Annotated in this window: 9 protein-coding genes; 3 read left to right on the top strand and 6 right to left on the bottom strand. The window is 39.5% G+C overall.

The features are described from left to right. From Q0954_RS05670 to Q0954_RS05645, 6 genes are all read right to left on the bottom strand, one after another. Nucleotides 1-867 (bottom strand): MbnP family protein, encoded by an 867-nt coding sequence (locus Q0954_RS05670; protein ID WP_299454774.1) that lies wholly within the window; start codon nucleotides 865-867, stop codon nucleotides 1-3. Nucleotides 868-1214: 347 nt separating this feature from the next. Further along, complete coding sequence (locus Q0954_RS05665) at nucleotides 1215-1541, bottom strand: hypothetical protein (protein ID WP_299454771.1); 327 nt, start codon at nucleotides 1539-1541, stop codon at nucleotides 1215-1217. 197 nt (nucleotides 1542-1738) lie between these two features. After that, nucleotides 1739-3805: a tetratricopeptide repeat protein gene (locus tag Q0954_RS05660; protein WP_299454768.1), complete on the bottom strand. Its 2067-nt coding sequence runs from the start codon at nucleotides 3803-3805 to the stop codon at nucleotides 1739-1741. Between the two features lie 484 nt (nucleotides 3806-4289). Beyond that, the gene (locus tag Q0954_RS05655; RefSeq protein WP_299454766.1) at nucleotides 4290-6353 is read right to left on the bottom strand and encodes a tetratricopeptide repeat protein; all 2064 of its coding nucleotides are present in this window, start codon (nucleotides 6351-6353) and stop codon (nucleotides 4290-4292) included. 254 nt (nucleotides 6354-6607) lie between these two features. After that, on the bottom strand, nucleotides 6608-8662 hold the full coding sequence (locus Q0954_RS05650) for a tetratricopeptide repeat protein (RefSeq protein ID WP_299454763.1): 2055 nt from the start codon (nucleotides 8660-8662) through the stop codon (nucleotides 6608-6610). 461 nt (nucleotides 8663-9123) lie between these two features. After that, nucleotides 9124-10047 (bottom strand): glycerophosphodiester phosphodiesterase family protein, encoded by a 924-nt coding sequence (locus Q0954_RS05645; RefSeq protein ID WP_299454760.1) that lies wholly within the window; start codon nucleotides 10045-10047, stop codon nucleotides 9124-9126. A 421-nt stretch (nucleotides 10048-10468) separates the two neighbouring features. Here Q0954_RS05645 and atpD point away from each other — a divergent pair, with 421 nt between their 5' ends. From atpD to Q0954_RS05630, 3 genes are all read left to right on the top strand, one after another. Continuing rightward, entirely contained in the window at nucleotides 10469-11986 is a 1518-nt protein-coding gene (atpD, locus tag Q0954_RS05640) for a F0F1 ATP synthase subunit beta (RefSeq protein WP_299454757.1), read from the top strand. 112 nt (nucleotides 11987-12098) lie between these two features. Further along, nucleotides 12099-12365 carry an ATP synthase F1 subunit epsilon gene (gene atpC / locus Q0954_RS05635; RefSeq protein WP_299454754.1) on the top strand — a complete coding sequence of 89 codons (267 nt, stop codon included), beginning with the start codon at nucleotides 12099-12101 and terminating at the stop codon, nucleotides 12363-12365. Between the two features lie 99 nt (nucleotides 12366-12464). Next, complete coding sequence (locus Q0954_RS05630) at nucleotides 12465-12812, top strand: MazG nucleotide pyrophosphohydrolase domain-containing protein (protein WP_299454752.1); 348 nt, start codon at nucleotides 12465-12467, stop codon at nucleotides 12810-12812. Nucleotides 12813-14125 lie beyond the last annotated feature (1313 nt).

The raw sequence follows: 14125 nt of genomic DNA, 5'->3' as shown, positions 1-14125 counted from the left end.
TTACTGGTGTACATGATGAAGTATAAAAGCATTAGATAATTGCTCTGCCAAGGGCTTGCCCAATGCTGGGGCATGGATGGCATAAGAGGTGGCAAAATCAATATTTACCCCATCCAATACTTTCAATGCATCTACTACAATATGTGCTTTTGGCTGAAGCTTTTCAGAAACAGTTATAGGAGAGTCCAAGGCTAGTGTCAACGTTTTTACATTGTTTACAAACTTTTGCGTTTGTCCACTGGCAGGCGCCACGTCTTTCCATCCACCTACGTGCAAGGCAAACGATTTTTCGTGTATTTTCCACCCTTCTCCTACTACTTCTTTTTGGCTTGAATTAGGCGAAGCGCCTTCTATAGCAAATCCAATATAGCCCGCGTTCCAGTTCCAAAACCAAGCGCCTTCTGCCGGGTCTAACACTCCACCAGCGGCACCTTCCTGCACACCATCCTCATCTACTCCAATCGTAAAAGTAACCTTGGTATACTTTCCGGCAGGAATATTTTTAAGGGTAATCAATTGAGACGAAGAGTTGCTTTCCAGTACGTGGTAGTACCCTTTTACTTCGGCAGCATTGGCGCTTACATTCACTTCATCTTCGTGTACCGTTCCGTCTTCAGTCTCTAGTTTAATTTTGCTGATGTAATACCCCATTTTGGTAATATTGAAGGTTTGCCCACTGGCAGTTTTGTAAGGGTATACGGTTCCACCACTCTCGGTCAAATTCAATTCTTCTGAACCTACTTTGTTGTCAAATTGAAGAATCATTTGTCCTGTTTCGCTGGCAGGAGTAGCAGCGTCTTCTTTTTTGCAGGCAGCAAATAATGCTATAGATAAAATACTTATGATTAATATATTCAATGATTTCATTGCTTATTCTTTTTTAAGTGCAGGCAATACAAGACGGTTTTGTTCACTATTTTTTTAATGAACCTTGTCATGGTAAGTTGCCCTCATTTTTGATAAAAAAAGTAACATAGTGGTTGTTTAGTAAAATGGAAAAAATAAAGTAATCCAAAAGAAGGCAGTATCTGTTTGTTGGACGATGAAAAAAATCTTTGCGTAGCCTTAGCTACGGAACTATTTTTTGAAGAAGTACAACGGTCAGAGACGAAATTCAGTGGATTAGGTTATTTTTGTAGTTTTACTTAAAAGGCATACCTCTCCCTTGCTTTTTAAATAAAAACTTGAAAAACAGGGAATAGGGAAATAAAAGATTAAGCAATGAATTGCGGGGGGTGGAAAATATCTGCAATAAACCCTTGGTGGGCAGGCTGCAGATAAATGCTCTGGCGAGCAGGGAGGGCACAAATCAATGAGCGTTTTACCGAAAGTCGCTGGGCGGTGCAAACAAATGTTTCGCTTTTGTCTACAATTGACAAAGGAATCTGTTTTTGCTCTTTTTCTGTAGCGTCTTTTAGTTCACGCTCCAGATGACATCGACCAGCACAAGCAGACTTGGGCTCGCTACGATTAATGCATAATACTTTGGCTATAAAATCCTGGTTAATTTTAAAAGATATAACAATCCATAGCTTGCTCATGGGTTGCAAAAGCACCAGAAAAATGAGAAATATGGAAACAACTTTTTTCAATAGATTAACCTTGGTTTTTGTTTTCGAGTGCAAATGTAATGTTTTTCCCGAATTATAACAGTTCTCAAGAAGTAATCCTTGCTATGTTTTCGCTAAATTATACTATCATTATAATGCTTTGCATTTTTTGACTTGATTAAATGCCGCTACAACTTTACTCCCATTAGCAAAATATCATCACGTTGTTCGGTGTCTCTCATAAACTCATCCAAATCATTGTTCAAGACTTTTTGCTGCTTGTACAAAGGATGCTTGCCAATCATATAGATTAACTCAAGCAATCGTTTGGTGCCAAATTTCCGGCGGGCTACATTGTTTTGGTCGGCAAAACCATCAGAACTCAAATAAAGTTGGGTTCCTTTGTCAAACAAATACGTTTTTGTTTCAATAACTCTATTGTCTTGATAGGTAAGCCCTATTGAAACTCTGCTACCCTCTACTACCTGTAGACTTGTGCAATCTTTGGTCATATACCATAATGGGCGCTTGGCACCAGCAAAGGCTACTTTTACTTTGCCGTCAGACTGCTCTTCTACTGCTATCAACCCAGCATCCATTCCATCCTTATTGCGAGTCTCTTCCTGACTCAATGCTTTTTTTACTTCATGCCTTAGCCTGGTGAGCACTTCTCCAGGGTCGGTTATTTTTTTAGTTTTTATAATTTCGTTCAACAAAGCAAACCCAATCATACTCATAAACGCCCCTGGCACTCCATGCCCGGTACAATCAACAGCACCCAAAATACGGGTATTGTCTACCTTGCCTGCCCAATAAAAATCGCCCGACACTACATCGCGGGGACGGTAAATCACAAAGTATTGCTCAAACATTTGCTTGATGCGTTCTTCCTGAGGAAGGATTGCCTCTTGAATAGTTTTGGCAGCTTGAATACTTTGGGTAATGTGTCGGTTTTGTAGCTCTATAGAATCATGTTGCGCCCGTATCTCTTCTTGTTGAGCGTGTAATTCTTTATTTTGCACAACAATCTCGTAATTCTTCTCTGCAATTTCCTGATTTCTGTTTTGTAACAGGTGGTTGGCTTTTTTCTTACGAAGGTTACCTCTCACTAAGGCTGTAATCAAACCAGCCAGTAGTACTATAGCCGCAAACAAGGCATACACCAAACTTTGCCTTAAGCGGTGCTCTTTTTGTGCCTGCTGCAGCAATTGTATGTCTTTGTCTTTTAGGTCAAGCTCTACTTGCTGTTTTTCTAATTGATGACTATACCTCAACGCATCCAACTGGTTTCCTCTTTGTTCATTCAAAAAATCTTCGAGCGTACTCACGTATTGTTGCTGATAGTAGTAAGCCTTGACATAATTTTTTTGTTTTTCGTAGGCTTGCTGCAACAAGCGGGCAGTACGATACATGATAGGCTTTGCCATTATTTCTGAGGCGTGTTGCCAGGTATCAGTTGCCTGCCTGATTGCTTCCTGAATCTTGTTTTGTTGTAAATAAATGGCAGACATGTCGTTTTGTACACTACACATTCCACGTATGTCCTTATTGACCACGTCCTGCCTGAGTGCCTTGCCTAAATACAGCATTGCTTCTTTGTATTTATGTTGAACTCCATACAATACGCCAATCCGTTGCAGTGGGGCACTTAGATCAGCTTTTGCTGCTTTCATTTTTTTTCTAAGATCAAAGGCTTTAAAAAAAGCAGCCAATGCTTCGTCATACTTCCCTTGTTGCTGTAGCACTTCGCCAAGCCTCAAGTAGCCATAGGCTTCTCCCCGGTCATTTTTAAGTTGGACAAACAGGTCGATCGCTCGTTGTATATTTTTCCGGGCATCCAACAAGTTACCCTGTCTCCCTAATAAGTCGCCAATATTATTATAACAATATGCTTTTTGGTCGATTACCTGGTGTTGTTGGGCAAGGGTGAGCGCTTTATAATGATAACGCATTGCCTGAGAGTAGTCTCCCAAATTACGATAAATAATTCCAACATAGTTATTTGCTTGCGCCAACGCCTGTGGATTCCCCGACTTGCGAATCAAGGCGATGTGTTGTAAACCATAACTCAGGGCTTTTTTTAAGTCTGAATTACGAAGTTGCCAGGTAAGCTTACTTAAAATATCTATTCGATGGGAGGCTTTTTGAGTAGTAGGCAACAGTTTTTCTAAACTATCAGTGCTGAGGCTTCGCGCCTCTACGTTACAAACAGTAGTTAGGGTCAGGGTTAAGATAATAATAAGCTGGACTCTCATAATAAATGGGTAATAATAGCTGTATAGTGTATAACAAGTACACACCTTGGTAGTTAGTTATCAAATTATTTAACAACCTTTGGGTTAGGTAAAGATTGTCTTTATTTTTATATATTGTGTCATCATCGATTGAAAGAATATTTCAATTTCCTTTTGATGTAGCTTTGCTTAAATTTCGCTCATTTTATAGCAAAAAGTCAAGAAATGAGGGTATACAATAGGTAAACAACCCATTATTTTAGCTTTACAGGTAAGCCAAACCTACTGAGAGTCAGCAAGGTATATTACAAAATTATTTTTCAATAATTGACCAGTATGGCTTGCTTGCCTTTGCTCATATCTTCTGTAAGTATAGCATATAGTGCTTTTTCACACAATTTAATCCGCTGATTTGAGCAAAAAACGCTCCCAAAACCCTTATTTAATTACTTATTTTGATCATAAAAAAGCACTTGTCCGTTATGTACAAAATGCTCAAAACATATTATAACCTCACTCCCATCAGCAAAATATCATCGCGTTGTTCGGTGCCTGTCATAAAATCATCTAACGCCTTATCCAATGCTTGTTTTTGCTCAGATAAATCTTTATTACTTATGGAATAAATCAATTCGGTGAGTCTTTTCACTCCAAACTTGCGACGATCTACATTGTTTTGGTCAGCAAAACCATCGGAGCTCAAATAAAGTAAGGTACCTTTGTCAAATATATAAGTGCGGTTTTCAATCACTCTTTTGTCCATATAAGCCTGCCCTATTGATACCCTACTGCCATCTATTATTTCTACACTGTCACTCTCTTTAGTAATATACCACAAAGGGCGCTTGGCACCAGAAAACTCTAGCTTTACCTTGCCATCAGGCTGATCTTCTACAGCTATTATTCCAGCGTCCATTCCGTCTTTGTTGTGGGTTTCTTCTTGTCGCAAAGCTTTTTTTACTTCCTGCCTCAAGTAAGTTAGTACCTGTCCTGGATGGGTGATCTTTTTTGTATTGATGATTTCATTCAACAACGCAAATCCAATCATACTCATAAAAGCCCCAGGCACCCCGTGTCCAGTACAATCAATGGCACCCAAAATGCGGGTGTTATCTACCCGCCCCGCCCAATAAAAATCACCTGAAACCACGTCGCGTGGACGATAAAGCACAAAATACTGTTCAAACATTTGCTTGATGCGTGCTTCCTGAGGCAAAATGGCTTCCTGAATGGTTTTGGCAGCTTTGATGCTTTGGGTGATGTGGTGATTTCGACGTTCTATGGTATCATGCTGGACACGTATTTCTTCTTGTTGAGCCTGTAGTTCTTGATTTTGTACAATGATTTCCCGGCTCTTCTCTGCAATTTCCTGGTTCCTGTTTTGCAGCAGATGGTTGGCTTTTTTCTTACGAAGATTACCTCTAAAAAGTACTGTAATCAGGCAAGCCAACAAAAATATACCTATCAACAGTGCATACACCAGCCCCCGCCTTAATCGATGCTCTTTTTGTGCCTGCTGCAATAATTGAATATCTTTGTCTTTTAGATCTAGTGCTACCTGTTGTTTATCCAATTGATGACTGTACTTAAGTGCATCTAGTTGATTGCCTCTCTGCTCATTTAAGAAACCTTCCAAGGTATTAATATATAGCTGTTGATAATAATAGGCCTTAGTATAGTTTTGTTGCTTCTCATAAGCTTTTTGCAAGAGGCGAGCACTTCGATACATAATTGGTTTTGCCGTTACTTCTGAGGCTTTTTTCCAGGTTTTGGTTGCCTGACTGATCACCTCTTTCGTATTATTTTGCTGCAAATAAATGGCTGATATATCATTTTGTAAGCTGCAAATACCCAAAATATCATTTTTAGTCTCATACTGCCTCAACACCTTGCTCAAATACAACATGGCTTCTTTATACTTGCCTTGCACACTATACAATACTCCAATACGATGCAATGGCGCACTCAAGTCAGCCTGTTTGACATCCATCTTTTTTCTGATGGTGAGCGCTTTCAAAAAAGCCTTTAAAGCCTCCTGATAACGTTGTTGCTTTTGCAATACCTCTCCCAACCTTAGGTACCCATAAGCCTCCCCTTTTTTGTTTTTGAGGCGGACAAACAGGTCAATCGCTCGTTTTATATTCGTTGTTGCATCAGAGAAATGATTTTGCCGTTGAAGTATATCCCCAATGTTATTATAAGAATAAGCTTCTTGAATGAGTACCTGATGCTTTTTTGCCAATTTTAGTGCTTTATAATGATAGGTTATTGCCTGAGAATAATCTCCCAAATTGCGGTAGATCACCCCCACGTAACCATTTGCTTGAGGCAATTCTTCTTTGTATGTAGATTGCTGGATTAAAGCTATGTTGCGTAAACCATAGTGAAGGGCTTTTTTCAGGTTAGAGTAACGAAATTGCCAGGTAAGTTTGCTCAAAATGGCTATTTGTTGCGAAGTATCAGTGGTGAGAGGCAATAGTTTTTCCAAACTATCTGTTTTTGCGCTTTGGGCTTGCAGGTTGTCATAACCAAACATAAGGATAAAAATGACAGTAAACAGGAGTCTCATAGTTGTATCGTTCTTGTTTAACTTGTACTTATAGCATAAATAAAATGCTTTTGAAGCAATTTGTGCTCAGGTAATGTCATTCCTACTTAGGAGCTATATTACTAATTCACCACATCAACCTATCTACACATTAATTCTTTAATTTACTAAAAGTAAACCAAACACTTGGCATATATGCCCACACAATTCAACAAAAAACAATCCTAAAATACCCTCAATCCTCTAACTTTCGCCTCCTGAACTGCCCCGAACAGTCACAACTTTACTCCCATTAGCAAAATATCATCGCGTTGCTCGGTACCTGTCATAAACTCATCTAACACCTCATCCAATACTTGTTTTTGCTCAGATAAATCTTTATTACTTAAGGTATAAATCAATTCGGTAAGCCTTTTCACTCCAAATTTATCACGGGTTACCTTGTTTTGGTCAACAAAACCATCGGAACTTAAATAAAGTAAAGTACCCTTATCTAATATATAAGTGTTATTTTCAATGGCTCTTTTATTCTTATAAGTAAGCCCTATCGACACCCTGCTCCCCTCTACTACTTGCACACCTTCACTCCCTTTAGTAATATACCACAAGGGGCGCTTGGCACCAGCAAAATCTACCTTTACCTTGCCATCATCTTGATCTTCTACAGCTATTAGCCCAGCATCCATTCCATCCCGGTTGAGAGTTTCGTCTTGTTTTAAAGCTTGCTTCACCTCAAGCCTGAGCATAGTGAGTATTTCTGCGGGGTTGGTTATTTTCTTGGTATTGATAATTTCATTCAGCAAAGCAAAACCAATCAAACTCATAAAAGCCCCAGGCACCCCGTGTCCAGTACAATCAATGGCACCCAAAATACGGGTATTGCCTACCTTGCCTGCCCAATAAAAATCGCCCGATACCACATCGCGGGGGCGGTAAATCACAAAGTACTGGGAAAACATTTGCTTGATACGCACTTGTTGGGGCAAGATGGCTTCCTGAATAGTTTTGGCGGCCTGAATACTTTGGGTAATGTGTCGGTTTCGCAGCTCTATAGCGTTGTGTTGTGCCTGTATTTCCTCTTGCTGAATATGTAACTCTCGATTTTGCACAACAATCTCATGGTTTTTCTCCGCAATCTCCTGATTTCTATTTTGCAATAAACGATTGGCTTTTTTCTTACGAAGGTTACCCCTGACCAAAGCAGTGATCAAACCAGCCAGGAGCACTATAGCCGCAAACAAGGCATACACCAAACTTTGCCGCAAACGATACTCTTTTTGTGCCTGCTGTAGCAATTGTATGTCTTTGTCTTTTAGGTCAAGCTCTACCTGTTGTTTTTCTAATTGATGGCTAAACTTGAGGGCATCCAATTGGGTACCTCTTTGTTCATTCAAAAAATCTTCGAGCGTCTTGATATACTGCTTTTGATAGTAGTAAGCTTTGACATAGTTATTTTGCTTTTCGTAGGCTTGTTGCAACAGGCGAGCGGTTCGATACATAATAGGCTTTGCCATTGCTTCAGAGGCTTTTTGCCAGGTTTTGGTGGCTTGCCTGATCACTTTTTGAGTGTCGTTTTGCTGTAAATAAATGGCAGACATGTCATTCTGTACATTGCACACGCCTAGAATATCCTGCGTCATTATATCCTGTTTGAGTGCTTTATTTAAATACAGTATAGCTTCCTTATATTTACCTTGCTTGCTATAGATGTTGCCTATGCGTTGCAACACAGTACTCACGTCTGCATTGGGTTGACTTTTAATCTCAAGCACCTTAAAAAAAACCTCCAAAGCTTCTCGATAGCGTTTTTGCTTTTGAAAAACTTCGCCCAACCTTAAGTATCCATAGGCTTGCCCTTTTTTATGGTTGAGCTGGGTAAATAAATCAATGGCCTTTTGTATGTTAGTAATTGCATCCGAAAAATGGTTTTGCCGCTGAAGTACGTCTCCTATATTGTTATAAGAATAAGCTTCCCGACTCACTATCTTATAACGTTTTGCCAGTTTTAGTGCTTTATAGTGGTATGCCATTGACTGCGAGTAATCGCCCAGGTTGCGGTAAATAATGCCTACATAACCATAGGTATCTGGCAGCTTTTCGGGGTACCTGGACTGCTGAATCAAAGCTATATTACGTAAACCATAGTCTAACGATTTTTTCAGGTCTGAATTACGAAACTCCCAGGTAAGCGCGTCTAAAATAGCGATTTGCTGAACAGTGTCGGTGGTAATAGACAATAGATTTTCCAAACTATCTGTTTTTGTGTTTTGGGCTTGCGAGTTGCCATAACCAAACATAAAGGCAAGGGTGATAGTAAACAGAAGTCTCATAGTTTTATAATTCTTATCGAAATTGCACTTATTGCATACAGGCAATAATCAGAGCATAAACCAATACCTGCCAAATAGTGTTGCCTCTCCTGATAAAGCAACCTACAATGAACTTATTAAAACGAATAGTTCGTATAATGATGGCTTAAATATAGATGTTTTGCCCCTAAGTAGCAGCAAGCAATCAGCTATAAGCTACAAGCAAAGATAACTCTCTCATAATATGACAGTTATACTTGCATATTAGGTATATTTAATTTTGTCTTGGTACATACGTCTGTATTTACCTAAATTTATCAAAATTCAAGTAAACATCCCCTTTTTCGGGTGTATATGTTTGTTAATGACCTCTTGGGGTGCTTGCTGTTTCAATACAGAATACTGCCACAAGTGTTTATAAAAACTACAGTGATGTGATGTCTTTCTTAATAGAGAAGAGCTTGTTGAAGGAAATTATCTGCTTATTTGATTTGCCCCGGATAGTCGGTGATCAAACCGTCCACTCCCATTTTTTTAAGTGTATCTGCGGCTTCTTGGGTATTCACAGTCCAGGGAATTACCTGAATTTGCCGGGTGTGTGCTTGAGCAATTAGTTGAGGAGTGACCAATTGATAATGGGGGCTATACACTGCTGGTGCAAACCCTAACTTTTGCAGGTTTTCTTCAAAGCTTAACTTATTACTTACCAATAGTACCAGCTTTGATTGAGGGTTCAATTTTTTAAACGCCTGCAGGGTACGCACATCAAATGATTGAATAAAGGTACGGTGTAAAACGTTCAATTTACTCAACTCTTTGAACAACAAACGGGCAAACACTGTGGGGACAGGGTGATAGGTGCTATCCCATTCGGGGCGTGACTTGGTTTCTATATTATAATATACATTACGTATCCCACGGCTATGTACGTAGGCCTCTATAGCCCGAATAGCAATTGACAAGGCGGGTTTAGATACTTTGCGTTTCTTCTGCTCTTTAAAGTTAGGGTTGCCCAAACTACCACAATCACACTTACGTACCTGTGCCATAGTCATTTGGTAAATGTTCCATTTCTTTTCATCTGCTTCAGCTATAGCTTTGCCCGCAGTATCTAAACAGATGGTGTGATTTAAAAAAGGCTCGTGTGATACTACCAACTGACTATCGGCGCTTACTACTACGTCTAATTCTATAGTGCGCACTCCACGGTTTACTGCTTCTAAAAATGCAGGGAGCGTGTTTTCGGGGTAAAACCCACGAGCACCCCGGTGTCCTTGCAAATCAAACACTTTACTTATTCTATCTACCGATGTAGTATCATTTTGGGTTTGTTGGTCAGATTTGGTCACATTACAAGCAGTGAACATAAACAGTGCAATGCTTAAAAAAGCGAGTAGTTTAGTCATTGGTGTATATAATAGTATTGTGGGTGATGAGAAATAATGTCCGCAATTTTCAATTTTATTGTGAAGCAATCAAGGCATCATACAAATTAACTAATGAAAGGTCAAGTTGTTGATTTTTAGCCCAAACTCTTTTTTAGGTCAAAAACCAAGGCTCATTCGCTCAAAACAGGGTGTTGCAACGGGTGAAGCAAGTAGGATAGTATGCACTTCTAAAGATTTTTTTATAATAATGACGGTATTGCAGGTAATTTGCTCAAAAAATCTACCTTAGAAACGTTATTTTTTATAAGTTTGCGGCTGAATTAATATAACAAAGCCGATAGCTATTGGTAAAACTAGCTTTATCCATTAGTTTTGTGTCTATATATATTATCTCAAACTTTTAGTTAGATTGTAATTTTAACCTTATAAATAAAAATCAATGGCAAACGTTGGTAAAATTACGCAAGTAATCGGTCCCGTAGTAGACGTTAGTTTTACAGATGAAAAGAGTCATCTACCTAAAATATTGAATGCCCTTGAAGTAACCAAAGAAAATGGACAGGTAGTGATTTTGGAATGTCAGCAACACCTTGGTGAAGACACCGTCCGTACCATTGCGATGGAAGGTACTGAGGGCTTACAAAGAGGAATGGATGTAACTGACAAAGAAGGTCCTATTTCTATGCCTACTGGCGATGGAATCAAAGGCAGATTGTTTAATGTGGTAGGTGAAGCCATTGACGGTATTGAAAACCCCAAAACTGATCGTCGCGTGTCTATCCACCGTTCTGCTCCTCCATTTGATCAGTTGACTACTGAAACTGAGGTACTTTTTACAGGTATTAAAGTAATTGACTTACTCGAACCTTATGCCAAAGGAGGTAAAATTGGTTTGTTTGGTGGTGCTGGTGTAGGTAAAACCGTATTAATTCAGGAATTGATCAACAACATTGCAAAAGCTTATGCAGGAGTTTCTGTATTTGCTGGTGTAGGTGAGCGTACTCGTGAAGGGAACGATTTGCTTCGTGAAATGATCGAATCAGGAATTGTAAACTACGGCGAAGAATTTGAAAAGGCATTGCACGAAGGTGGTTGGCCTTTAGACAAAATTGACCGCGAGAAGTTGAAAGAATCAAAAGCAACTTTCGTGTTTGGTCAAATGAACGAACCTCCCGGGGCGCGTGCTCGTGTGGCACTTTCAGGGTTGAGTATTGCTGAGTACTTCCGTGATGGTGATGGTACAGGCAAAGGAAACGACATTCTTTTCTTTATTGATAACATTTTCCGCTTTACTCAGGCTGGTTCTGAGGTATCGGCTCTTTTAGGTCGTATGCCTTCTGCGGTAGGTTACCAACCAACACTTGCCACTGAGATGGGAGCAATGCAGGAACGTATTACTTCTACCAAACGTGGTTCTATTACTTCTGTACAGGCGATTTATGTACCTGCGGATGACTTGACTGACCCTGCTCCTGCAACTACATTTGCTCACTTGGATGCAACTACGGTACTTTCTCGTAAATTAGCTTCTTTGGGTATTTACCCTGCGGTAGACCCATTGGATTCTACTTCCCGTATCTTAACTGCTGACATTTTGGGTGAAGAGCACTACAACATTGCTCAGCGAGTAAAAGAAACTCTACAACGTTACAACGAACTTCAGGATATCATTGCGATTCTTGGTTTGGACGAACTTTCTGACGATGACCGTAAGGTAGTAAACAAGGCTCGTCGTATCCAACGTTTCTTGTCTCAGCCTTTCCACGTTGCCGAGCAATTTACCGGCTTGACTGGTGCATTGGTAGACATTAAAGATACTATCAACGGATTTAAGAGGTTACTTGATGATGATTCTTTGTTGAAGTACCCAGAACCTGCGTTCAACTTGAAAGGTACTATCGAAGAAGCCATTGAAGCGGGCGAACAAATGCTTAAAGAAGCCGCCGAGCGTTCATAATCATTCTTATATTCATATTACAAGGGTGCTTGTATGAGCACCCTTCATTATTTTTCAAAGCACATTTGATCACCAGGAGTCTCACCTCCCTTTATTCTAAAAAAGTCAAATTATGCAAGTAAAAATCATCACTCCTGACAAAACTGCTTTTGAAGGAGAAGCACAAGCTATTACTTTTCCAGGAAATAGTGGAGAGTTTGAAGTACTAGACCAACACGCAGCCATGATCAGTTTGCTAAAAAAAGGTCACATGCGTTTGAAAGCAGGTGGTAAAGACCAAAACTTTAGCATTGACGGTGGTGTAGTAGAAGTACTCAACAACAAAGTAGTTGTTTTGGTTGAGTCTATCGAAGACGTTCAACAAGGTGTAGAGGCGTAGCCAAACCGAAAATATAAAAAATGATGCTCTATTATGTTTAGTAGCATCATTTTTAGCTTTAGCCTTTTTACCTCACTTATTAGATACTTACTAAAAACTATGGCTCACCTGAAAGACAAACCAACCCTGGCCGATTTGCAACAATACATGGATGCAGTATGTACAGAACGCGGTTGGAACAAAAATAATCCACTAGAAACATTCCTGCTTTTTTCAGAAGAAGTAGGCGAGCTTGCCAAAGCCATTCGTAACCAACGTGGTTTGTATCAGGAAGAAGCCAAAGCACACCAAAAACCCTCCTCTACAAAACAAGCATTAGAAGAAGAATTTGCTGATGTCTTGGGGTACATATTTGACCTTGCCAATCACTTTGAAGTAGATTTAGAAAAAGCTTTTCGTGCCAAAGAAGCTATCAATGAACAAAGAGACTGGGGCAAGTCTAAATAAAAGTTCAAGGCTCTTATAAAGAATTGGGCTGAGGGGTTATTGTATAACCATGTTTGCTCTTCACTAGGGCAACCATTCCGATTAATCGCGAACTTCCATTGCATTACAGCAAGGGATTGCCCCTACACTTATCACTTTAATTTATACATAAATACCTGTATATCAGAGATTTTAAAAACTTCGTACACTCCTAAAATGTATCCGCAAGATGCTTAATAAGAGCCTTTTTTAATTGCTCCCTAAGTGATTGCCCTTTTTTGTATTTTTCAAAAAACACCAAGGCATTTTATTTTTTAGCCACCTCCACTTTACTTTATCATCTCGCGATTTTCTCTGGCCACTCACCATATATTGACAAGCATATTTGCTTTGTATGCTTAAAAACAAAATGTGATTTAAGTCACATTTATAGCAAGCTATAATCACAAAATACCGTGACTAATCTACTTTTAGTTGCTCATTAAAACTTGTTCCTTTGTATTAATGCTTAGGAAAAGACACATATTGTCACTTTTTGGGTTTATACTCATCACTGCCTCTTTATTCAGCGAGTTGCACCCATTGCTGCCAAAAGACACAGACAATATTGTAAAACGTGAGCTGGAAGAAAAGCTAAAAGAACAACTTGCACACAATAAGGCTCAAGTTAAAACTTTAGGGGCTGGCTCTGGTGATAATCACTCTGCTATATTTTTTGAACCTACTCTTCAGATTGGTATACCAAGGCTCAACACCTGCAAACTCCCTGCTTGCACCACCATTGCTCAACACTCCCCTTCCCTTTCTCTGTTCTTATTGTACTGTTCTTTTAAGGTACATTGCTAACTCTTCCTCTGTTTCATAGCCTGGTACCGGGCCTACCCCAAACCTTTGTATTTTTCTTTTTTTATTTACAGTACTCTGTATCTATACGCACGAGTGTAGGTATACTGGTACTACAATTATAGCCACATATAAGGTTGTCAACTATGATTTTATCTTTTGTGTGTGGCTCAAAATTACGCACTCATGTCCCATAAAATGTACATATCATGCATACTAGGGCTCATTTTCACCTTATTTCCTATTCTGAATAGCGCCCCTTGCCTCTGGTCAGAGACTTTAGATAACATTGAGGAAAGAGAACTGGAAGAAAAGCGTCAGAAAGGCAACAAAATAATTAAAGAAGGGGACACAAAGAAACACAGTGGAGGAGGTAATAATGATGACTTTATAAGTACATATTGTTTGCCAGACAGCCAGTCCATCCCTGTTCCTTTTTGCGCGCTCAACACAGGACAAAATGCCTATCACCACTATAAAAAAGGTCAAAA

The organism is uncultured Microscilla sp. (assembly GCF_947493425.1).
Taxonomy (GTDB): domain Bacteria; phylum Bacteroidota; class Bacteroidia; order Cytophagales; family Microscillaceae; genus Microscilla.
Note: the sequence above shows the minus strand (reverse complement) of the source record. Positions and strands in the feature narration are given on the sequence as shown.

Coding starts and splice junctions, on each gene's coding strand:
- Q0954_RS05650 (WP_299454763.1), bottom strand. CDS start 8,662: ATGAGACTTCTGTTTACTATCACCCTTGCCTTTATGTTTGGTTATGGC.
- Q0954_RS05655 (WP_299454766.1), bottom strand. CDS start 6,353: ATGAGACTCCTGTTTACTGTCATTTTTATCCTTATGTTTGGTTATGAC.
- Q0954_RS05670 (WP_299454774.1), bottom strand. CDS start 867: ATGAAATCATTGAATATATTAATCATAAGTATTTTATCTATAGCATTA.
- atpD (WP_299454757.1), top strand. CDS start 10,469: ATGGCAAACGTTGGTAAAATTACGCAAGTAATCGGTCCCGTAGTAGAC.
- Q0954_RS05630 (WP_299454752.1), top strand. CDS start 12,465: ATGGCTCACCTGAAAGACAAACCAACCCTGGCCGATTTGCAACAATAC.
- Q0954_RS05645 (WP_299454760.1), bottom strand. CDS start 10,047: ATGACTAAACTACTCGCTTTTTTAAGCATTGCACTGTTTATGTTCACT.
- Q0954_RS05665 (WP_299454771.1), bottom strand. CDS start 1,541: ATGAGCAAGCTATGGATTGTTATATCTTTTAAAATTAACCAGGATTTT.
- Q0954_RS05660 (WP_299454768.1), bottom strand. CDS start 3,805: ATGAGAGTCCAGCTTATTATTATCTTAACCCTGACCCTAACTACTGTT.
- atpC (WP_299454754.1), top strand. CDS start 12,099: ATGCAAGTAAAAATCATCACTCCTGACAAAACTGCTTTTGAAGGAGAA.